The following is a 22,107-nucleotide window of genomic DNA, read 5'->3' as shown; positions in this document are numbered from 1 at the left end:
GTCTCGTGGGTACCACAGGTCGAGACGTGCCGGGACCTACCTCAGAGTATCCACGGGAAGACCCGACCGGTCCGCGCCATATAATCGCGATAGCTGTCGCCAAACGTCTGCAACATCATTCGCTCTTCCCTTGCGACGCGGCCAAAGAACAAGATCCCGAAGCCGGCAAGGCCCGCGAAACCGGCGATCCAATTCGGCAGCAGCAATGCCTGGGCGATGGCCCACAGCCAAAATGCCGAATACATCGGGTGTCGAACTCTCCGGTAAATCCCTTCCGTCACAAGCTCATGGTTCTCCCGCACGTCGAGACTTATCGACCAATTCCGGCCGAGTGCACGGTGTGTCAGGTGAAACACGCCCAAAGCCGCAATCGCAAAGAAAGACCCCAGCCAAGCCAACCAGGGATAAAAACTGTGATCTGCGAAACGAGGCATTCCTGTCGCAACGTAGGCGAGCGGCACAAGTCCGAGTCCCGAAAGAGATATGAGCAGGAGCGCAGTTTCCAGGGGGCCGCGAGCGCTCCGCACAACCCTCGCACGGCGGGAACGCCGCGCGTACTTATAGCGTGTGAGGTACCAGCCGATCACCAACGCAACGAAGATGACTTTTGAAATGGTGGGCGTCATTTGAATCAGGCTGCCGCGCCCGGATTTCCCAGCAGTTCGCTTTCCGACACCGGCGCGCCCGCAACAAGGCCTCCGTCGTCAGCGATCATCGACACAGCGCCATCCGGGGCGAGCGTCTGGGATTTGGCTGAAATAGGTCCGCATGTGAGCATGAAGTAGTCGTACGATGTTCGCCTGTCATTTCCACTGACGAACTGGCAGTGCACGCGGAAGAAATTGAAGCGGATGCGTTGATACATGTCGTCGTCAAGCATTCGACTAATCTTCACGACCCTGACGGTCGCCTCGTTTTCTGTCGACAAGCCCATTTCGGCCATCGGCCGGCATTTGTAAAAATTCAACGCGTCCGTGAGGGCCTGATAGTCGCCCCAGAAGATCGCGCGGGAATCGGCGACGCGTTCCACCGCCCTGCGAAAGCGCACTGCCTTTGGGTGCAGGCCGATCTTGAGTATGGATGATCCAACGCTCAAGAATGTGACGGGAATCTTTTTCCGACCGAGCGCAGGGTCCCGCTTCAAGGCGCGATCAAGTAGATCAACCGCTAGTACGGCGCCAAGGCTGTGCCCTACGACCACAATTTCGTCTGCGGCAGAGTTGCTCGCCGCAACCACGAGCTCGGCGGCCAACCTGTCCAGCCTCTGCTCTATCTCCGAATTACCGAATCGAATGTACTCGCAAGAGAAAATCCAATCGTCGAACAAGTCGCCCAGGTGCAGCCAGCGCCACGGACCCGCCAACACGGCTGCGAGCCCGAAGAGGCCGCCACCGGTAGCAATGGGAATTGATCCAGTGATCTTGAATGCAGCCACGCCAATCAAAAAGGCGGCAGCGATGAGCAATCCGAACGTAACGAATGGATAGAGAAAGAAAAGTGCGTAGCGCCAATTGGTCTGCAAGTAACGCCAAAGAGTGCCGGTCAAAACGAAATCCAGAAACGCAAGAATGCCGACGGAAATGCGTGAGCCGATGCTTCGCCCCCCGAAAACTTCAATTACATCGTGCCATCGGACCAGACGGTAATCGGTTTCGACGAGCCAATCGGGGCCGATTGTCGTCACGTTCCATTGTATCTGGTCGGCGGAATCATGCGAACCGTCGACGGTCGCTTTCACTGACCAAGTACGTTGGAACCTCGCAATTTCGCGCACAAAGCGTCGTTGCGCGCTGGCATGCGACGTGATTGGATCATAGCCGCCGATATGGAATACCAACCGTTTCGCTACAGGCTTGCCGGACATTGCCTTATTCCCGGACTCATACGTGCTGCTCGCTCCCCACGCGTCAATCGACCTGCAATCAAAAACAGACGTTTGAAGCCAAGGGTTGTCAAGAGAGAATCGACCAGTTATTGGGGAACATGGGTCGATTTGTTCTACCATGCGTAAGCCGAACCGCTCGAACAATAGCGTCGATCGGTGCTGCCGTGATTGTCGGTTTGTCCAGCACAGCGCCCTCTCAAGCGCAGGACGGGGCATCATCTGGCGAGAGATGCCTTGCTGCAAATTTGGATGTTTCGCTGGGCGCACAATTGCCCCGCACGGCGGCGCGTTTGAGATCTGGTGAGCCGCTAAAGATTGTCGCGATCGGATCATCGTCGACGGTGGGGCTCTGGGTACTTCGGTCCGCGGCCACATATCCGCAGGTGATGCGCCGAGAACTCTCGAGGCTTAGATCCAATGCAACGATCGAGGTCATCAACAGCGGTCGAGTCGGCGATACGATTCCGAACAACATCGCGCGGTTCGAGCGTGACGTTTTCGCGCACACGCCTGATCTCGTTATCTGGCAATTAGGTACTAATGACGTCGCCTGGGGTGGCCGGCCGGACCAAGGGCTCAAAAGAAGCGTTGTTGAAGGGGTAAGGGCACTTAAGGCGGGGTCTGCCGATGTCGTGCTGATGGATCTGCAATATGCGCCACAGGTGCTCGCTTCCGCTAGCTACTCAACGATGGAGGGCATCATCGCCGATGCCGCGAAGCAGGAACGGGTCGGCCTATTCTCTCGTTTTGCGCTGATGCGTAACTCGATCAATGCCGGAGTTGCGCAAAGCGAGCTTGTAACGTGGGACGGATTGCACAACACCGCCGATGGTTATGATTGCATTGGACGAGCCCTTGCCCGAGCCATCTCAACGAGCGCGCGTTGAGAGGCCCTAGCTCAGGCGAATCGAAGGCTGCGGGCTCGCAAGAGTTTGGGCACCGGCCGTGACAGCGATGCCGAGCGTGCAGATGCCCACCAACGCGAACAAAGACCAATTATCGTCGACAATCACCGCATCTCTCGCAGCGGTGACAGCAATTCGCGCCGACGCTGTCAGGAGGTGCGCTCATGCACCATTATGCCAGCCAACTTGTTGACCTGTTACTGGTGCTTGTCGCCGCGTGGATGGTGCCGGCCACCATCTTTATTATCTACGCCTATTTCGCTCGTCTTAAGAATCCGGTCAGCGAATCGGTCTTTGGACGTGTGGTGATCATATCCTTGTTCATCATAACCACGTCGATCTGGCTCCCGATAATTCTGACCGCCATAGTCCTATCACTGATCGGTCATTTGTGGTTCCGCTTCAGGGGACAACTACGCAAATAGCTACATATTGCTAGAGCCGAAAAAGATGGAGTCGAATTAGAGCGGCCCCTCAGAAAACTAAAAAAGGGAAGCGAAGCAATGCCCGCATTTCTCCCTGCTCTGACGATAGCTGCTGTCAATTTTATAACAATCGCCACGGCTGCAGAATGGCGACCGCAGTTTCTCTCAGCGTGCCGAAACGGTTGCGCGCAGCAAGGCGGTTTTTCGACGGACGCTTGCTTGCAGATTTGCATCTGCATGGCGTCAGAGTTGGAAGCGAAGTTTAGTATCGAGACTCTCGGCTCCATTGATCCCCCGAGTGCTGAGCAACTACACCAAACTAACGAAATCAGAATGCTTTGCGTCCGGCGAGTACTAGGACGTTAGAGCTGTTGCCATTGGCACGGTGGTCATCAGCTTGACCCTGACGTAGCTCTCCGTCTTTCCATAGCCGCAAACTTGGCTGCCCCGGCCGTTCGAGGACAATATCGCGCCGACGGCGCATCCGAGTTCTCCCTTGCGAGACCATCTCAGCCCTGAGCTCGAAAATGGCCTTTGCGCCTGGTGGATGCGATCGCAAACGGACATGGCGATCCTTCCATTCTCGACCCCGATCGACTGCCTTGGATGCCGAACGAAAGAGGATATCCCAAGAGCTGCAGAACGAACCGCGGTGGAAATAGCCGGCCGCCCAAATGCCTTACTCGGCGAAGCCGCCTACCTACGTTCCCCCAGACGGCATTTCGAGTTTACGGTTTCCCTGGCCTAGCTCCTGCGGGGGGCACTCTCTCCCTTCGTGAGAAAGGCTGATCGGGAACAGTTCAATAAGATCAATGCATCGCGGCGGTGCATGGCAAAACAGATTTTTTCCGGCCGCCGCGAGATAGGAAACAGGTGGTGATGCGCGGGATGACGAAGGGAGGATCGAGCAGCGGATTATTTAGTCGCCGGGATCCCTAACGCTCGCGACACGCCTTAGTGGGATTATTTCGCACATTGACCGAGGCGACACCGCGAGAGTTGAAATAAAAAGTGAATAGAAGAGCGGGGATATTCCTCGAAGCTGACTTGATCTCACCCTTCGCTGACTTTCTCAGCGCAACTAATTGATGAGTAAGTAGTTATGACTGATCAGCAATTAGCCCTGGAAGCGATTAGCGACGCGCAACTCATATTGGAAGAATTCCTTCGGCCCCATCCCAAGGATCATGCGCGTATCCTTGAAGAGTTGGTGGAAGTTCTCGAGCGGCCTGCTTTGATCGTTGCTGTAAGTCGATTGCAGCAACACGGCAATTGAGCGCGCCCATGAGCAAACCGCTTCAAGCGTTTTCTTTAACCGTTGGCATTGTTGCGCTCTCATCGCTCGAAATGACCAGCCTGCATGCCAAGCAACAATGCAGCGCCGCAATGCCGCCAAATCCGCAAGGGCAATGGTGGTCCTACCGCTTAATCGACGGACGAAAATGCTGGTACGCGGGCAAACCCATGCTGTCGAAAGCATTGCTGGAATGGCCTACAGAGCAGCGTCCCCAACCCGGTTCTCGCGGAGAAGCTACAGGTATCCTCATTGCTAACAAGCCCGGCAATCCTTTCGATGCACAAGCGTTGGCACTGAAAGAGGGCCCTGACACGTTTGAAGAGCGATGGCGTGCTAGGATCTCCATCTCCAACACTGGACGCGACTGAACAATACTAATGACTTAGCGATCCTGCATCTCGCCTATCGTTCGCGAGGACTTTCGCGCCTGTTCCAGGCCGTGTGCTTCGTTACTCCAGCAATCCCGCGCACTGCGTTCCTCTAGAACACCGCGCCTCCGCAACTCGTGCGCGGCAGCCGTCAAACGAGTCCCCGCAATCAACCGATTGCCGAAGAGCTATTCAACACGCTGGCCCACACGCCAGCCCATTTCCCAGAAGTCCGCCTCGAGCCGAGTGGCTTCCTTGAAGATGGCGATCAGTTCTGCCTCGCGAGCCGGCGTGGCGTAGAGATCGGCGAGATGCTCCAAATGCGCACGCGCATTCGCCGCGACCTCCTGGTATGGCACGCCAGCGTACTCGTCGATCCAAACCCGATAGGAGTTCGTCCTAGCGTCCGCATCGGGTTGCGAGGCGAGCCGCGTTGCGATCTCCGCGTACCCGATCACGCAGGGGGCAAGTGCCACCTTGAGTGCCAGCAGATCGCCGCGCATTCCGGCATCGAGCACGTAGCGTGTGTAGGCCAGCATCTCGACCGCCGGAGGAGTTTGTTCAAGGTCACTCGGGGATAGACCCCAACCGGCACACAGCTTCACATGAAGGCTCATTTCGACATCAAGGATGGCCGACAGGCCGGCCGCAGCTTCACGCATGTCGGCAAGCTTGGGCGATTTGTAGACCGAGAGTGCATAGGCGCGCGCAAACTCGATGAGGAACAGATAGTCCTGAGCAAGGTAGTGACGAAATGCGGCCTCAGGGAGCGAGCCATCTGCCAATCCGTTCGTGAAGGGATGCTCGGTGTAGGCCCGCCACTCAGCAGATGCTTCTGTCTTTAGACGCTCGAAGAAACTCACGATCCATTCCCGCCTGGCTTGCTTTCCTATGAACTTTTTACTCACGACCTATCAACGCGAACCAAGACGCTGACTTGGCAGACCGCAGCGACTAGCGGGTAGGATGCGAATGGAATTCGCTTGCCGTCGGTCGCCGGGAATGACTGGCGTTATCACACTATCACCAACAGAACGAAATGCGCGGGAAAATCAACGGAGGCGGCCATTGTCCCGCCGCTCATGGCGATCTAGTTGCAGATTCGAGTCTTGCCGGGCCCACCAATCACGTCAGTATCTTACTTGATCTTCGTTTCCCTCAGCGCGACTACCGTACCAGATACGTGCACTTTTCGTTCAAGTTCGCACATCGCAAATCAGCTTGATGGCGCTAGACCGACTTGGATGATGGCGAATGTAGTCGTCGCCCACTCATCGGTTAGAGATGCTCCGACAGAGCCGCCGATTAAGAGACGGATGATTTGCTAGGAAAATCTACGCCTATTCCGATGCTGCCATGGCGTCACTCCTTCAAGCCGCTGGAGGCCACGCCACGTACGAAATTTCGACGCATCAGCGAGAAGAACAGTGCGCTCGGAACCAGCGCCAGCGCCGCGGCCGCGCTGAGGCGACCGATGTCCACGGTGAAGCCGGTCTGAAACAAGGCGAGCCCAACCTCGAGCGTATAGGTTTCCTTGTTGGTCATGACGACGAGCGGCCACGCGAAGGCAGTCCAGGCCTGAAAGAACGCCAGCACGGCAAGAGCGCCCAACGGGCCGCGCATCAGCGGCAGCACGATCCGCAGGAAGATCCAGAGCTCCCCTGCGCCATCCACCCGGGCAGCCTCCAGCAGTTCGTCAGGGATCGACGTCATCACATATTGCCGCACCAGGAAGATGCCGAAACTCATGATGAGATAGCCGACCAGGAGCCCGGGCCAGGTGTTCAGCAGTCCGGCGGACTGGACGTTGAGATAGAGCGGGATCATGTAGACTTCGAAGGGAACGACCGCCGTCGCGATGATCACGCCGAAGATGACCGGGATCCCCGGTAGATCGAACTTGCCGAGCACATAACCTGCGATCGCCGATGTGGAGACGATGCTCGCGGTCGAGAGTGTCGCGAAGATCAGCGAGTTGCCGATCCAGCGAAACAGCGGCGTTTCGCGCAGGACACTGACGATGTTCTCCAGCGTCGGCTGGTGCGGGATGACGGTCGGCGGCCACGCCAGCAGCTCCGGCGGCGTCTTGAACGCGTTGCTGATCAGGAAGACCAGCGGCAGGAGCATCATCAGGCTGACGACGCCAAGAACGGCGTCGATCACGAGGCCGACGGCACCGTTCTGACCAACGACGGACGGATGCTCGCGTTCCTGCTCGCTCATGCGCGACTCCTGTCGCGGAACAGCCTGAACTGCGCGCTGGTCAAAATGAGGACGATGACGAGCAGTACGACGGCTTCGGCGGCAGCGTAGCCGACCCGGTAGTTACGAAAGCTGTTTTCAAGCATGTCGAGGACGAGGACTCGGACGAGACGCCCCGGCGCACCCTGGACATCCGATGCCAGCACGAAGGCCTGCGCATAGATGTTGTAGGACGAGATCAGCGTGATGACCGACACGTACAGCATGACAGGCTTTAGCAGCGGCACGGCGATGTGGCGGAAGGCCTGAAACGACGAGGCGCCGTCGAGGCGCGCGGCCTCGTAGAGCGCCTCCGGGACGTTCTTCAGTCCGACCAGGAAGATCAAGACGGCATAGCCGATCGCCTGCCAGGAGCAGAGAACGATCAGGCACACCAGCGACAGGACAGGGTCGAACAGCCACGACTGGGCCGGAATCCCGACGAGGCCGATCAGGGCGTTGAGCGGCCCGAGCCGGGCGTCGAAAATCCATTTCCAGGCCATCGCCGCCGGAACCAGCGAGACGACGTGCGGCAGGAAGACCGAGGCCTCATAGACGCCGCTGCGCTGCAGCCCCTGCCGGGTGTTGATCAAGGCGGCGAGCGCAAGCGCGACGGGGATGGTGATCGCTACGACGCTAAAGGCGATGATGGTGGTGTTGAAGATCGCTTCGAGAAACAGCGGGTCGCTCGCCAGCTCGACGAAGTTGGCGAAACCGACGAACGGCTTGCGCCGCGAGATGATATTCCACTGGAAGAGGCTGAGCCGCAGCGTCTCGATGATCGGATAGACGCGGATACAGCCATAGAGGCCGAGGACCGGAAGCAACGCCAGAACTGGAAACAGCCATTTCGGCGTGGTGCGCATGCATCCTCCGGCAAGCGCCGGTCAGCCGCCGGCGCCTGGATTGAGTGGGTCCCTGTCGATGGAGTTTAGGGTTTGGCCAGCAGGTCTTCCCGGGCCAGGATCTTGTCGCTCTCCTCAGCCGCGGCCTTCAGGAAAGCATCGATCGCGGCGTCGTTGCCGGCCAGCGATTTGTCGGTGAACGCCTTCTCCAGCCGCGCCGCGAGCCGGGTGAGGATTTCGCTGGCAGGGCTGATCGCCGGGACCGTGAAGAAAACGTGGCCGGGCGGCGTGTTGACGAAGGCGTCGAGCTGCGGGATTTTCTTGAGCACGGCGGAGTAGTCGAGGCCTTTGCGGTTCGGGACCCAGGCCGTGTTCTCGAGCAGCCAGAGCAGATTTTCCGGCTCGTTGGCCTTTTGCACGAAATCCCAGGCGATCTGGCTCTTGGGTCCCTTGTTCGGCACGTAGAGATCGACCGGGACCATCAGCGTGCCCTTGGGCAGTGGGGCCGTGGCGTATTTGAGATTGGGCGCCTTCTTGGCGACGTCGCCGATCACCCAGGATTCCCGGATGAACATCGCGGTCTGGCCGAGCTCGAAGGCCTCCGCATCCRCCTTCATCTCGGGCGTCACGGTACGGTAGACCACGACGTTGTCGAGATACTGCTTGAGTGCGGCGCGGCCGGCAGCGTTCGCATAGGCGGCGCGCCATTTTCCGCCCTTCTCCTCGAGCAGCGTCCCGCCGTGATTATAGAGAATGGTCCAGTACTTCTCCGCGATGCCCGAGCCGCCGCCGCTGAGACGCAAGCTCCATCCGCTCACCGTCGGCACGCCGGAGGCATCGCGCTGCGCGAGCTTCTGCGCATAAGCGGTGTAGTCGGCCATGGTCTTGGGCGGACCGTCGAGGCCAGCCTTGGCGAACATCTCGGTGTTGTAGAACAGCGCGCCCTGCCCCTGGAATAACGGCACACCGAAGATCTTGCCCTCGTACATGGCGGTCTTCACGCGCGTCATGTCGTAATTGGCTTTGACGAAATCGACGATCGACGCCGGCGGCTCCGGGATGAGGCCGGCCTCGAGATACCGTGCCGCCTCGACCTCCATCTCGATGACGTCCCCGGCCGCGCCTGATGGAAGCGACAGTGCCAACCGCTTCTCGTGCTCGCGGAGCGCAATGGCCTCAACGCTGATTTCGAGATCCGGGTATTTGCTCTTCAGCTGGTCGCCGACGCGCTTGTAGAACGGGGCCAGATCAGGCCACCCGCTCCAGATGGTCAGCTTCTCCGCCGAAGCAGGAGACGCAAACGCCGGCACGGCGACAGCGAGCGCCAGCGACAGCGCGGCCGACATCCATGACCGACGCCCCGAATTCGCCGGGCGAATGTTGTCCTCGGAACGCGTGATGTAGCCGAACCTGCCGACGGGTCTCATCATGAGGGTCATTCTCGCAATACAGAATGGGACAAATCCTGCGAAAAAGCTCGCATGCAACCGGTTGCGTGTCAATTGCGATCCGTTGCCGCTTTCGAAGGCCTTTGATGAAATCGTCAGCGGCCTCGCCGCTTCGCTGGCGCCGGCCCGGTCGAGGCGCGAATGACGAGATGGGAATTCAGCTTGTGGCGAATCTCGCCCGACACGCCGCCATTCATCTGGCTGAGCAGCAGACCGACTGCGACATCGCCTGCATCGGCGCAGCGCGCCGACACGGTGGTGAGCGGCGGATAGGTGGTTTCGCCGAGGACGTCGTCGCAGCCGACGACACTGAACGATTTGGGCACCTCGACATCGAGCGCAGCCAACCCTGCCATCAAGCCTTGAGCGACAAGGTCATCGAACGCGATCGCCGCGGTGACGCCGCTCGCGACGATCTGCGTCGCCGCCACACGGCCGGTGTCATAGGAGGGTGGACGCGCGGGCACGGCGATCACCTTGAGCCCGCGCTTCTCCGCCTCGCGCCGGACGGCATTGCGCCGTTGCTGGTTCGACCACGACGTCGTGGGGCCGCTGACATAGGCGATGTGCCGGTGCCCCAGCTCGGCCAGATGTGCGATCGCAGCCGCCACACCCGGCGCGGTGTCGATCAGGACCCGCGTAATGCCTTCGATATCGCGATTGATGAGCACCAGCGGCCGGCGCGTCGCATGACGGCGGATACGCTCTTCGTCCAGGCGCGACGAGGCAAGGACAAGTCCCTCCACCTGGCCGATGAAGCGGCCGACCAGCAACTCCTCACGCGCGGGATCCTCGTCCGAATTGCCGAGGAAGACGCACAGCCCGGCCTGGTCGGCGCGCAGTTGCGCCGCCCTGATCAGCGGTGGAAAGAACGGGTTCGCGACATCCGAGACGATGAGCGCGACGTTGCCGTGGCGTCCGGTCGAAAGCGCACGCGCGACCTGGTTCGGCACATAACCGAGCTTGCCCGCGACTTCCTTGACGCGCCGGACGGTCTCCTCGGTCAGCATCTCCGGCCGCGAGAAGGCGCGCGATACGGTGGCACGCGAAACCCCGGAGGCCTTCGCGACCTGACTGATCGTCGGCACGACCGATGGACGTCCCTCCCCACCGCTATCGGAATCGCGCTTCACCGCAGGCCGCCTCCTCTGCATCGCCTTCACCTAGACATGCCCCGGCCGGGCCCGGGGCGCAAGCTTGACATGCAACCGGTTGCATCACATTCTCTCCGCTCGAGGGTAAAGTGCAGGCCCGGCAGACCATGGATGAGCATGACGGCTTCGGTGACTCCCTCAATCGCGACGTTTAAAACGCGGGATGCGATGGGCCGGGCGGCCGCTGCGGACGTCGCTGCTGCGCTCCGCGACCACCTCGGACGGCAGAGTAACGTGCGGATGATCTTCGCGGCGGCACCGAGCCAGGCGGAGATGCTGGATGCCCTTGCTCGCGAGCGCGATATCGACTGGCGGCGCGTCACAGCCTTCCACATGGACGAATATCTCGGACTTCCCGCGGATGCGCCGGAGCGCTTCGGGGCTTGGCTGACGCGTCACTTGTTCTCGCGCATCGCTTTCGGCGCGGTTCACCTGATCGGGCAGGAGCCGGATCCGGAGCGGGAAGCAGCACGCTATGCGGCCCTTCTCGGCGAAGCCCCGATCGACATCATCTGCCTGGGAATCGGCGTGAACGGTCACCTCGCCTTCAATGACCCGCCGGTCGCCGATCTGCACGACACCAAGTCGGTCAAGATCGTCGAGCTCGACGCAGTGTGCCGGCAGCAGCAGGTTGACGATGAGTGCTTCCCGACGCTCGGAGATGTTCCGGCACATGCAATCACGCTGACGATTCCCCGGCTCCTGGATGCCGACCGGCTGTTTTGCGTCGTGCCCGGCGCGTCCAAACGCGCCGCCGTCGAACGATCGCTATACGGTCCGATCGGGACCGAGTGCCCGGCGAGCGCGCTCCGCACGCACCCACGTTGCGCGCTGTATCTCGACCAGGATTCCACGCCGCCGCAGCTCTCACTGACCCCGGTACGCGCATGACAGATCCGGCAACGCGCGTTTCGGGCCGCGATCCGGAGACCGGACAGAATCGCACCATCGTCATTCAGGACGGCCGGATCACGGACATCGTTCCCGGCGGTGACGATGACGGGCTGTGGCTGTCGCTCGGCCTGTTCGATCTGCAATTGAACGGCTTTGCGGGCTACGATCTCAATGGCCGCCCTGATCTCCGGACGGTCCGCGATCTCGTCGCGGCCGTCCACAACAGCGGGGTGTCGCGTTTTGCCCCTACGCTCATCACGGCATCGCATGATGCGATCATCGATGCATTGCGCGCCATTGCACAGGCGCGTGACAGCGATCCGTTTCTCAAGCACGCAATGCCCTTCGTGCATGTCGAAGGCCCGCACATCGCGCCAGAAGATGGTCCGCGCGGTGCGCATCCGGCCGAACATGTCAGGCCGCCTGATCTCGACGAGTTCGACGCGTGGCAGGCGGCCTGCGGAAACCTTGTCGGCCTCGTGACGTTGTCGCCGCATTGGCCGGAAACGGACGCCTATGTGCGCGGCCTTCATGCGCGCGGCGTCCGTGTTGCCCTCGGCCATACAAACGCCGCACCGGATCAGATCTCCGCCGCCGTCGCGGCGGGCGCAATATTGTCGACGCATCTTGGCAACGGCATCGCCGCCACGCTGCCGCGACATCCCAACCCGATCTGGTCGCAACTGGCCGAGGACGGGCTGTGGGCGAGCTTCATCGCCGATGGCCATCACCTTCCCCGCGAGACCTTCAAGGCCATGCTGCGCGCAAAGGGGCTGGAGCGAGCGATCCTGGTGTCGGATGCCGCCGCGCTCGCGGGTTGCACACCCGGAATCTACGACGCGCCGATCGGCGGCAAGGTCGAGTTGAAGGCGAACGGCCGGCTGGAAGTCGTCGGCACATCCTTTCTGGCGGGCGCAGCCGTCAGCCTCGTGTTCGGAGTAGCCACGGCAAGACGCATGGCCGGATTGACCCTGGCAGAGGCGCTGAGGCTCGCAACGGTCAATCCGCGTATCCCGTTCAACCTTCCTGCGCTGACGGTGGGTGCGCCGGCCGATCTGCTGCGCTTCCATCTCGGCGAGGATGAATCTCTCGTGCCCGAGACGGTCTATGTCGCGGGTCGTCCTTATCGCTGCAACTCTTGAGGACTGAGACATGAACCGGCTTCGCATCGGGTTGATCGGTCCGGGAGCGATCGGCGAAACACACGCGCGGGCAATACGGGCGCTCGACGATACCGTCTTGTCCGCGATCGCCGGCGGCACGCCTGTGCAGATTGCTGCGTGCATGAATGGCGAGGACGTTCCGGCATTCGCGACCACCGAGGCGATGCTCGCGAATGCCGGGATCGACGCGGTCGTGGTCTGCACCCCGAGCGGCGCGCATCATGACGTCGCGCTTGCTGCGATCGAGGCGGGGCGGCACGTGCTGGTCGAAAAGCCACTCTGCGTCGATCCGATTGAGGCTGCGTCACTGGTCCGCGCCGCCGAGCGCTCGCAGCTGACCTGTGGCGTGGTTTCGCAGCGCCGTCTCGAACCGCAGCACCAGGCGATCAAGACCCAGCTCGACACTGGCCGGCTCGGACAGCCGCGCCTGATCGAGGCGGCGATCCATTGGTACCGCTCCGACGCCTACTACGCGGAGAAGCCGTGGCGCAGCGAAGCGGAGCATGGCGGCGGCTCGCTGTTCAATCAGGGCGTTCACAATCTCGACCTGATGCTCTGGCTGTTCGGAGCCGTCGACAGCGTTCAAGGCAAGACGACGACGCTCGGACACGCACACGCCGTCGAGGACACGACGGCGGCGCTGCTGTCTTTCGCATCCGGCACGCTCGGCGTGATCGTGACGAGTACGGCGCTGCCTCCGGGACGGCCGGCCATGCTTCGACTGTTCACCGATCGCGGCAGTTGCGAGCTCGCAAACGACAGCATCGTGCGCTGGGATTTTGCTGATGTTGCCGAGCCGCCAAGCGCGGCCGGGGTTGGGAGCGCCGCGAGCGATCCCAAGGCGATCGGGATCGAAGGACATATCGCGCAATGGCGCGACTTCGTTCAATCCGTCCGGGAGCGACGGCCGCCTGCGAGCACGTTCAGGGATGGATTCGAGGCTGCGAGACTGGTTGACGCCATCTATCGCTCGGCTTCCGAAGGTCGCGCCGTCAGCCCCAATGAGATCGCAGCGGAGGCCATTCATGCCAGCTAGCTCCGAGATGCTCGACATCGCCATCATCGGCGCAGCCCACCCGCATGTCGAATACGTACTGTCAGAGATCGCTGTCAGAACCGACGTCAGGGTCGTGGCCGTCGCCGATCATGACCCAGCGCGGCGCACCGAGCTCGAACGACGTACGAAGACGCCCGGCTACGCCGACCCGAATGCGCTTCTGGATGCGCATCGGGTTCGGGCCGCAGCAGTCTTCACCGAATTCGGTCTTCGCGCTCCAATCCTCGTCGAACTTTTACGCCGCGGCATCTTCGCGATCGCCGACAAGCCCATGGCTGTGACCCTGGCCCAGCTTGCGCTTATCGAGGAGACGCTCGCCGGGCGCAATTTGCTCACTCTTCTGCTCGAGAAGCGGTTTTATCCGGTCACGCTCGCACTCCGATCCGTGATCGACAGCGGCCAACTTGGAGACATTGTATCCATCACTGCAACCGGGCCGCACAAGCTGGTCCCAAGCCGACGTCCAGCGTGGATGTTCGAACCATCAACTTATGGCGGCATCCTCGCTGACCTCACGGTCCACGATATTGATCTGGCCCTTTGGTTGACGGGATACACCAGCGGCACGATCAGCGGCTGGATTTCGTCGACCCCGGCTGCCGGCACGACGAACTTTCCCGCGCTGGGGCGTGCTATTCTCGCCTGCGATGGCGGACCGGAATTCGCGATCGAAGTTGACTGGATCCAGCCCGAAGCATCGCCACGGCACGGCGACTATGCCATGCGGATCTCCGGGACAAAGGGTCGTGCTGACGTTCTGTTCGCGGAAAATCGACTGCTCGTCGAGACGGCGACGAGACCCCGGCGCGAAATCGACCTGCCCGTGGGCGCCTCGCCCGCCAGCTTCGTCTTTGATCATCTCGCCCGCGGCGAGACCTTGCAGATTGCGGCAAACGAGGCCCTGCGCGCCACGCGTATCGCAATACTTGCTCAGGAGAGTGCGGCCAACGGCGGAAAGCCGATGCGATGGAGTTAACACCTACCCCGCTACCCTGGATCACAGCCAAGCAGGATCTTCGCTACCTGCGCGGGGAATAGCCACGGCGCGTCTGTCGGAATGACGACCGTAACAAACCCCTAAGCTATTGAAAGGCTTGGTGGGCGCACCAGGGCTCGAACCTGGGACCCGCTGATTAAGAGCCAGCTGCGGTTTCAGGATAATCAATGACTTGCCGGTCGCATCCCAGGCTCATGCGGCTGAGAATGGGCGTCCGTCGGACGATCATAATCCGTCATTGCGCTGCCGCTCAGCCAGGTGTGCCGAGCTCAACGTTGTATCGTCGAATTCGGGAGATCAACGTCGTGCTTTCGAGCCTCGGGCCGCTGGAAGGAAATGCTTGGATGCTCCTGGAGCGGGTCTGCCCAAGTCCGGACCTTGACAGCACCGCTGTCGCTCCAGCGAAAATCGCGGCATTTCCAACGGGAGAACGCGTTGTCGCTGATCGCTTGCGAGGCGGCGACTCGCATTGAAAGCTCCATCAAGGATTGACGAGCTTCCTGCGAACGGCGTAGCGGACGAGCTCGGCCGTCGATGACATTCTGAGCTTGCGCATCGCTGACGCGCGGTGGGTCTCGACGGTCTTTACGCTCAGCTTCAGGATGACGCCGATCGACTTGTTGGTGTGTCCCTCTGCAATAAGCTGGACAACGCCCTGCTCGCGCGCGGTGAGCAGCATATCGGACGTATTTTGCTTGCCGGCCTGGTATTCGTGGAGCAACTTCTCCAACAGAACGCCCGTGAAGTAAGGTCTGCCATCGAGCAAGGCCTCGATCGCGAAGATCAGGTGCCTACTGGCGTCCGATTTGAACAGGAAGCCGCGAACGCCAGCCAGGATGGCTTCAGTCAGCAATTCCTCATTCTCGTGCATCGTCAGGATCAATACTTCGGTGCGCAGGTGCATCGACTTGAGGCGGCGGCTGACCTCAAGTCCGTTCATCAGCGGCATCGAATAGTCGGCTATCACGACGTCCGGACGCGTCTCCACCGCCACGGCCACAGCCTGCTCGCCGTTGGTCGCCTCTCCGCTGACGATCCAGTCTGAGCGGGTCTCAACGATCGCTCGGAGCCCGGAACGTACGACTTCATGATCATCCGCAATCACGATGCGTTTCACGGCGTCGTTCCCGTATGCGGGCCCAAAACCTGTCGGGCAATGGATGGAGATTTCCAGCAGTCAAGTGTGCCAATCTACCGATTATCCTTCAATGGGTTATCCTGCAAAACCCTGATATCTCCGGGCGGATGTACCAAACATCGGCGTTTCCAATCAGACAAGGACGGGCCTTGCCCGCGCGCAGCCCAAATCGGACCGCTACACGATCATCGTCGATCAGCCTTCATTTCGTGGAGGGAACTCCGGGAACCGACGGACAGAGACTGCCTGCCCTCGGGGTCCCTGATCTCCGTCATTCCGTGCACACGCTGGCTTATGATTTCAGTGACGCGCGCCGGCTGCGCCTTTTGGTCATGAGACCATGCGGGAACACCGCGCACAGCGTCGTGCCGGAATGTCGCGGTGCAAGATCGGACCGGATCTCGAACGTGCCCCCAAGCTGCTTAAGTCTCGCTCTCATGGCGGGAATGCCGACACCGGGCGATATCGCACCGTTGCCACGTTTTGTGTGATCGACCGGAAAACCGCGCCCGTTGTCGCTGATCGTCAGATGGAAGTGCCCCTCGATCGCCTCGACGACGATTCTGACCTCCGTCGCCTTCGCGTGGCGGAATATGTTCGTGAGCGCCTCCTGAATGACCCGCAGCACCGAGAGCTGGCTCGCGTAAGGTAGCTTATCGGCGGCGGCGGGTATCCTCGTGCTCACCCGCAACGACGTACGTGCACCAAACCCCAAGGCATGCTGCTCGATCGTCGCCTTGAGTCCTCGGTCCGTCAGATCCTGGGGGTGGAGCAGATAGGTCAGGGAACGGATTTCCTTGAGTGCCGCGTCGATCGACGCGTCGATATCATCGCAAAGCCGCTCGACGCCGCGCGGGTTATCGAGGCAAGTGCGGACACGCATCACACCAAGACTGGCGGCAACCAGCTCCTGGCATGTCGAATCATGAAGCTCCGATGCGATCCGCTGGTGGATGTCCTCGCGGATGGACATCAGGCTGACGTCCCCGTGAAGGAAAGCAGCCTCTTCAGTCACACAGTCGAGCCCCTCCTTGTGGAGTAACCGATGACCGCCAATCAACCGGGCCGCATTGCCGGCCATGGGATGGAGGATCGGAACAACGGTTGTCTCGACATCCCGCAGCAAGCCGCCGAGCATCAGACTGTGCTGGATTTTGGCCTCGGTTCCTTCCGCAAGACATGCCTGGAGGATTTCACAGAGACGCTCGGCGTCTTCCTTGCCAAGACATTCGAAGACGTCCAGCTCTCGGACCTCCTGCTGCGACATTCCAAGGAGAGCCTCGAAGGCCTGATTGATTGCCTCGTACACGAAGCGCCCGCCACGTGAGGGGCGGACCGCGAAAAGGAGCTCTTCGGAGTGTGTCCAATATGAGCGATCGCCAATTGCGTCCTGGCCAATCAGGTGATCGTCGATAAAGGGACGCGCCGGCTCGCAAGCAGGAGAACTGTGTGGCTTCACGGTACGCACCCAACTTTCCGGGTCGTTTTCGAGGTCGAACTCAACGCTCAATCTCGAAAGCTCCCCTCTCCAGTCGTCCCAGCATCGATCGCCGGACTACAGGAAACGCCCTAGGGGATAGATCGGATTATACGCTCGATCTTACCCTCAGCCAGCAGGTTGTATTCTCCGAGGACCAAAACCTCGCATGACTGGCATGAATTCCGGCATATGACTATGCAGTTCGTGCCACGTAAATATGGCGGCGGCACCCAAGGCGCGACGATACGGGATGCAGCGCACAGTGGTGGGATTGTGAGCCATTTCGATTTTACGCACCCCTCCCTATCCTGAGATCGCTTTTTGCGCTGCAGGATGATGTTGAGCCGACCGAGCGCGATGCAACTGCGCTGCGGTACAACCGAAATGGCACAATCTCGCCGAAAATTTCGACCTTCGATGGAGCCGGCTTGCGATCGCTGAAATCAAGCGCAAAACTCGATGTGCCCTGAACGTGCCAACAGGAGGCTTGCGTGCGAACATTCCGAGCGCTTTGTGGCGTTGCATCAATCGCAATATTTGCCGGTCCGTCTTTGGCGCAGACACCCGCCAGTCAGGAGCAGAAACCTTCCATGGAAGAGTTGATGCGCCGTCTCGATGCGCTGCAAGCCCGCGCAACAGAAGGTGACAAGCTGATCAGCGCGCTGCGCCGTCGCGTCGACGAACTCGAAACGCGCGATAAGCATTCGAAGTCCCAAGCCGCCACCGCACGTCGTGACGTCGTCGCACCGACCGCCGGGCAAAAGCCGCCTGCGATTCCGGTTGCGTCGACTGAGCCGCGAATGACTGCGAGTGCTGCGGTCCCTCCACAAGCCGCGGCGGCGCCCATTCCGGGCCTGCGTCCGCCCGAACCGATGGGCAGTCAGTTCGACGGCGAAGGCGAGGACGCGCTGCGTTCCGATCTCCCGGGCTTGTCCTTGCGCATCCCGGGTTCGCAGTCCGAGGTGCGATTCTACGGTTTCGCGAACGTCAATGGCTACCACGACTTCAATGGCCGCAATCAGTCCGATGCGCCGACAGTGCAAACCATTCCGCTTTCCGGAAGCCCCGCCGACATCCAGGGAGGCGATACCGGATTGTCCGCCCGGTTCAGCCGCATCGGTATGGATACGCGCACGGCGACCGCCTGGGGCACTCTGGAGACCCGCTTTGAAGGCGACTTCGGCGGGGGCACGGCAACCTCACCCAATGCGGTCTTTCGGCTCCGTCAGGCCTGGGGCGAGGTCGGCAGCGAACAGTTTCGTGTCCTGGTCGGCTGGGCGAACAGCCTGTGGAACGAGGGCGTCTATGAAACCGTGAACTTCTCGACCAATCTCAACCAGTCATTCGTGCGCCAGGCGCAGGTTCGGGCGACCGCGACATTGGCTCCGGGATTGACCGGGCACGTTTCGATCGAGATGCCGGATACGCAGTACACGTCCGCGGCAGGCGTATTCACGCAGATCAGCACCCCGGCTGGCTTTGGTGGATTGAGTCCGTCATTTGCCTCCGTGCCCGATCTACTCGGCCGGCTCGAATACCGGAACGATGGCCTGGGCCTCGACCTGCGCGGCCTGCTGCGCGATCTCACCATCCGCACGGCTGGTACGGCGGCGGCGCCGCCAGCGGTCGAGCGCAATACCGCCGGTTGGGGTGTCGCAGGTAGCGGTCGCTTCCCAATGCGATGGCTGTCACCAGCTTTCGGTCCGGACGAGCTGGTTGGCATGGCCTATTACGGCCAAGGCATCGGGCGCTATTTCGGCGCCAATACCTTCGGCCAGGATGCGCTGTCCAACATCGGCCTGCCCGGCGTTGTCGATCCCAGCCTCGACGCCCTGCCGACCTATGGCGCGAGCGCAGGCTACCGCCGCTTCTGGACACCGCAATTACGCAGCAATTTCGTCTACTCCTACGCATGGCAGCAATATCCGTCCTATGCGCAATTGTTCGTGCCGGGATCTGTCTCGGCGACGTCGTTGAACAGCACCATGCAGCAGGGGATCTTCAATTTGATCTGGAGCCCGTTCGCCGAGCTTCGTGGCAACAGCGTCGGGACCGGATGGCTCGACGTCGGTCTTGAATATGTCTACTCCCATCGGGACGTGTACGGCGGCACCGCAGCAACAGCCCCGGTCAGCACCGGCTCTGGTACCGCCAATCGCATCCTTGGCTCGGCCACTGTGCGGTTCTGAAGACAGCCTTGTTGCTTCGCAGGCAGACATGGAAGCCTTGCTGACACAGACGTTCGTTCGGGTCGGTAATTGCCCCGGAACAATCTAGGCGCATTCGGTATTCAGCCGGATTTTGAAGCGCCTTATTGATTGTTCGTAAGGCAGCGTGTGAACGGACAGATCGCGAAAGGATGAGCAATCCTCTCCCGAGAGGCCTCCGTGCCTCCATGGTCCTTTCAGATCGTCGCCGCACTCGCGGCGATGGCGCTGGCATCTTCGTCAGAGGAGTAGCGGGGTCGTCGCGTTGATTACGAGATCAGCGGTTTCGAGCGCGCATTGGCGTCCGATCCTTCCTCGCTGTTCTCATAGCATGGATCATCATGGTACCAGCGCCGCTCCAGCCGTCGCTAATGGAGCGGGAGGATTTCCGACATGAGCGCGCGCAGTGACGCCACGAACACGCCGCCATCGAAGACGATGACGCAAAGAGCCCTCGACACTGTCGAACGTGTCGGAAACAGCGTCCCGCACCCGGTCGTGATATTTCTGATCCTCATCGCCATCGTGTTGGTTCTGTCTCACTTACTCTACATGTTGGGGGCAAGCGTCACCTATCAGGCCATCAATCCGGATACTCACAAGATCGAGACCGCGACCTCTGCCGCCAATAGCCTGCTGACGGCGGATGGAATTCGTCATATTTACACCCGGCTCGTGCCAAACCTCATGGGTTTCACCGCGGTTGGGCTGCTGATCGTCGCCATGATGGGCGTCGGCGTCGCCGAGGAAGCCGGCCTGGTCAACGCGTTGATCAGAAAACTCGTGGCCGTCTCTCCGAGCTGGGCACTCGTTTACATCGTCGCGTTCGTCGGCATCTTGTCCAGCATTGCCGCAGACGCCGGCTATGTGGTGTTGATCCCGTTGGCCGGCGCCGCCTTCTTGAGCGTTGGCCGGCATCCTCTCGCCGGGCTCGCTGTGGGATTTGCCGCAGTCGCCGGTGCATTCACCGTGAACATGATCATCAAGCCGCTTGATGCCGTTCTGACGGAAATCACCAACGACGCAATCCACATGGTCAACCCCACCACGTCGCTGGATCTGACCGCCAACGTCTCGTTCTCGATCGCCTCCGTTGTTGTCCTGACCATCGTCATCGCGCTCATCAACAACCGGATCATCGAGCCACGGCTGGGCGCTTACCAGGCCGAGAAGGCCGCCAACACTCAGCCGGAGGCGAACGGAGGGCAGCTTTCCGCCGACGAGTCGCGTGGGCTGAGGTACAGCGGCTTTGCGCTGCTCGGGGTCGTGATCCTGTTCCTTCTGTTAACGGTTCCGTCGGGCGCGCCCCTGCGCAATCCGACGACGGGCGTCCTGATCGGCAACTCACCATTCATGAACGGCCTGATCGGGGTCATCATGGTGCTGTTCCTTGCAACCGGGATTGCATACGGCATCGGCGCGAGAACGGTGAATAGCTCCGCGGCCGTCATCGCGGCCATGACCAAGGCGGTGGCTTCGCTGAGCGGCACCATCCTCCTCTTCGTCGTCATCAGCCAGTTCGTCGATTACTTCAACTATAGCAACATTCCAACGTTGATGGCCCTGACGATGGCCGATGTCTTGAAGAGCGCGAATATCGGCACGCTGTGGCTGCTGGTTGGCTTCATCATTGTCGTCATGATCCTGGACTTCGTGTTCACGCCGGCGATCGCCAAATGGGCCATCTTCGCGCCGGTCTTCGTGCCGGTGTTCGTACAGCTTAACGTCGATCCCGCGGCCGTCCTGGCCGCCTACCGCGTCGGCGACTCGCCGATCAACGCGATTACCCCGCTCAATGCCTACTTTGCCATGGTGGTCGGATTTGCCCAGATTTACGACAAGAAAGCGGGCGTCGGGACGGTTGTCGCGCTGATGTTGCCGTACACTCTCTGGATAGCCATCATTTGGACCGTGCTGTTCGTTGTCTGGTACCTGCTGGGCTTGCCTTGGGGATTGTGAGGCGCAAGGCAGCCCTAACCCGGAAAAACCCCGAGATGTCCGGGTAAATGGCCTGATTGTTCACCAAGGAAAATCAACGTTAGATGACGGTCCGTTGGGCCTCGTTAAAGGCAGTGAACGAAAACGGCGAGTGAGGAGCGTTTGACCCGACACATGTCGGGGCTCCCTCGGTGCTTCTCATTATGGAGGCTTGGAACGCGCAATGAATGCGAACGCCGATGCCGACAACAACTATTCCTACGTATCAACCGGACACCTGCCGGCCGAAGCGGAAGTCATCTCGCTGATCGACGAGGTGTACGCGCGCTACAAATCAAATACGGACGGCAAGAACTCTCAAGTATATCCCGCTCTCGCCGAAGTGCCGAGCGACTTGTTCGGCGTTTGCGTGGTCGGCACCAACGGCGCGGTGTACGCCGTAGGGGCGGCCGAATACGATTTCTCCATCATGAGCGTTTCCAAGCCGTTCATCTTTGCATTGGTCTGTCAGGCCCTCGGCGCGGCGCAGGCACGTCAGAAGCTTGGAGCGAACGCGACCGGCCTTCCGTTCAACTCGCTCGCTGCCGTCGAACGAAGTCCCGATGGCCGCACAAATCCCATGGTGAATGCGGGCGCGATTGCAACGACAAGCCTCGTACCGGGAA

Annotated in this window: 20 protein-coding genes; 11 read left to right on the top strand and 9 right to left on the bottom strand. The window is 60.6% G+C overall.

Going from position 1 to position 22,107, the window contains the following annotated elements; genetic code table 11:
- Window positions 1-41 precede the first annotated feature (41 nt).
- On the bottom strand, window positions 42-626 hold the full coding sequence (locus AB4Z51_RS13865) for a protein-S-isoprenylcysteine O-methyltransferase (RefSeq protein ID WP_441497567.1): 585 nt from the start codon (window positions 624-626) through the stop codon (window positions 42-44).
- A 5-nt stretch (window positions 627-631) separates the two neighbouring features.
- Window positions 632-1,864: a hypothetical protein gene (locus AB4Z51_RS13860; protein ID WP_135214229.1), complete on the bottom strand. Its 1,233-nt coding sequence runs from the start codon at window positions 1,862-1,864 to the stop codon at window positions 632-634.
- A gap of 185 nt (window positions 1,865-2,049) precedes the next feature.
- On the opposite strand from AB4Z51_RS13860, the gene AB4Z51_RS13855 reads away from it, so the two are divergent.
- The 4 genes from AB4Z51_RS13855 to AB4Z51_RS13840 all read left to right on the top strand — a co-directional run bounded on the left by AB4Z51_RS13855 (window position 2,050) and on the right by AB4Z51_RS13840 (window position 4,880).
- Window positions 2,050-2,772, top strand: coding sequence for an SGNH/GDSL hydrolase family protein (locus tag AB4Z51_RS13855; RefSeq protein WP_244623091.1), 723 nt, complete (start codon window positions 2,050-2,052; stop codon window positions 2,770-2,772).
- Window positions 2,773-2,954: 182 nt separating this feature from the next.
- Window positions 2,955-3,215 carry a hypothetical protein gene (locus AB4Z51_RS13850; RefSeq protein WP_135214228.1) on the top strand — a complete coding sequence of 87 codons (261 nt, stop codon included), beginning with the start codon at window positions 2,955-2,957 and terminating at the stop codon, window positions 3,213-3,215.
- 1,102 nt (window positions 3,216-4,317) lie between these two features.
- Window positions 4,318-4,491 (top strand): hypothetical protein, encoded by a 174-nt coding sequence (locus tag AB4Z51_RS13845; protein WP_166343440.1) that lies wholly within the window; start codon window positions 4,318-4,320, stop codon window positions 4,489-4,491.
- A gap of 8 nt (window positions 4,492-4,499) precedes the next feature.
- The gene (locus AB4Z51_RS13840; RefSeq protein WP_244623090.1) at window positions 4,500-4,880 is read left to right on the top strand and encodes a hypothetical protein; all 381 of its coding nucleotides are present in this window, start codon (window positions 4,500-4,502) and stop codon (window positions 4,878-4,880) included.
- Between the two features lie 188 nt (window positions 4,881-5,068).
- Here the strand turns inward: AB4Z51_RS13840 and tenA are convergent, their stop codons facing one another.
- The 5 genes from tenA to AB4Z51_RS13815 form a co-directional block, all read right to left on the bottom strand.
- A complete protein-coding gene (gene tenA, locus AB4Z51_RS13835) occupies window positions 5,069-5,743 on the bottom strand; it encodes a thiaminase II (RefSeq protein ID WP_135214225.1) in 675 nt (224 codons plus the stop codon).
- 499 nt (window positions 5,744-6,242) lie between these two features.
- A complete protein-coding gene (locus tag AB4Z51_RS13830; RefSeq protein WP_135214224.1) occupies window positions 6,243-7,103 on the bottom strand; it encodes a carbohydrate ABC transporter permease in 861 nt (286 codons plus the stop codon).
- Window positions 7,100-7,987: a carbohydrate ABC transporter permease gene (locus AB4Z51_RS13825; RefSeq protein ID WP_135214223.1), complete on the bottom strand. Its 888-nt coding sequence runs from the start codon at window positions 7,985-7,987 to the stop codon at window positions 7,100-7,102. The genes AB4Z51_RS13830 and AB4Z51_RS13825 overlap by 4 nt, the downstream gene beginning before the upstream one ends.
- 65 nt (window positions 7,988-8,052) lie before the next feature.
- Entirely contained in the window at window positions 8,053-9,396 is a 1,344-nt protein-coding gene (locus AB4Z51_RS13820; RefSeq protein WP_441497566.1) for an ABC transporter substrate-binding protein, read from the bottom strand.
- Between the two features lie 113 nt (window positions 9,397-9,509).
- Window positions 9,510-10,547, bottom strand: coding sequence for a LacI family DNA-binding transcriptional regulator (locus tag AB4Z51_RS13815; RefSeq protein WP_135214221.1), 1,038 nt, complete (start codon window positions 10,545-10,547; stop codon window positions 9,510-9,512).
- 132 nt (window positions 10,548-10,679) lie between these two features.
- Between AB4Z51_RS13815 and AB4Z51_RS13810 the strand changes: the two genes are divergently transcribed.
- Genes AB4Z51_RS13810 through AB4Z51_RS13795 form a run of 4 tightly spaced genes read left to right on the top strand, consistent with a single transcriptional unit; the run spans window position 10,680 to window position 14,658 of the window.
- On the top strand, window positions 10,680-11,459 hold the full coding sequence (locus AB4Z51_RS13810) for a glucosamine-6-phosphate deaminase (RefSeq protein ID WP_231142847.1): 780 nt from the start codon (window positions 10,680-10,682) through the stop codon (window positions 11,457-11,459).
- Window positions 11,456-12,604, top strand: a complete 1,149-nt coding sequence (locus AB4Z51_RS13805; protein ID WP_135214220.1) for an N-acetylglucosamine-6-phosphate deacetylase — start codon at window positions 11,456-11,458, stop codon at window positions 12,602-12,604. The genes AB4Z51_RS13810 and AB4Z51_RS13805 overlap by 4 nt, the downstream gene beginning before the upstream one ends.
- A gap of 10 nt (window positions 12,605-12,614) precedes the next feature.
- A complete protein-coding gene (locus AB4Z51_RS13800) occupies window positions 12,615-13,661 on the top strand; it encodes a Gfo/Idh/MocA family protein (protein ID WP_135214219.1) in 1,047 nt (348 codons plus the stop codon).
- Entirely contained in the window at window positions 13,651-14,658 is a 1,008-nt protein-coding gene (locus AB4Z51_RS13795; RefSeq protein ID WP_135214218.1) for a Gfo/Idh/MocA family protein, read from the top strand. The genes AB4Z51_RS13800 and AB4Z51_RS13795 overlap by 11 nt, the downstream gene beginning before the upstream one ends.
- A 502-nt stretch (window positions 14,659-15,160) precedes the next feature.
- On the opposite strand, the gene AB4Z51_RS13790 is transcribed toward AB4Z51_RS13795, so the two are convergent.
- The gene (locus AB4Z51_RS13790; RefSeq protein WP_028152046.1) at window positions 15,161-15,796 is read right to left on the bottom strand and encodes a response regulator transcription factor; all 636 of its coding nucleotides are present in this window, start codon (window positions 15,794-15,796) and stop codon (window positions 15,161-15,163) included.
- Between the two features lie 313 nt (window positions 15,797-16,109).
- The gene (locus AB4Z51_RS13785; RefSeq protein WP_441497565.1) at window positions 16,110-17,327 is read right to left on the bottom strand and encodes a sensor histidine kinase; all 1,218 of its coding nucleotides are present in this window, start codon (window positions 17,325-17,327) and stop codon (window positions 16,110-16,112) included.
- A gap of 560 nt (window positions 17,328-17,887) precedes the next feature.
- Between AB4Z51_RS13785 and AB4Z51_RS13780 the strand changes: the two genes are divergently transcribed.
- The 3 genes from AB4Z51_RS13780 to AB4Z51_RS13770 form a co-directional block, all read left to right on the top strand.
- Complete coding sequence (locus tag AB4Z51_RS13780) at window positions 17,888-19,486, top strand: DcaP family trimeric outer membrane transporter (RefSeq protein WP_135214217.1); 1,599 nt, start codon at window positions 17,888-17,890, stop codon at window positions 19,484-19,486.
- Between the two features lie 411 nt (window positions 19,487-19,897).
- Complete coding sequence (locus AB4Z51_RS13775) at window positions 19,898-21,463, top strand: AbgT family transporter (protein ID WP_135214216.1); 1,566 nt, start codon at window positions 19,898-19,900, stop codon at window positions 21,461-21,463.
- Window positions 21,464-21,665: 202 nt separating this feature from the next.
- Window positions 21,666-22,107, top strand: a 442-nt coding sequence (locus AB4Z51_RS13770; protein ID WP_441497564.1) for a glutaminase, incomplete at its 3' end; no start/stop codon positions are given.

It is taken from the genome of Bradyrhizobium sp. 2TAF36 (assembly GCF_052114925.1).
Classification (GTDB): Bacteria; Pseudomonadota; Alphaproteobacteria; order Rhizobiales; family Xanthobacteraceae; genus Bradyrhizobium; species Bradyrhizobium barranii.
This window is presented reverse-complemented; position numbering and strand designations above follow the sequence as displayed.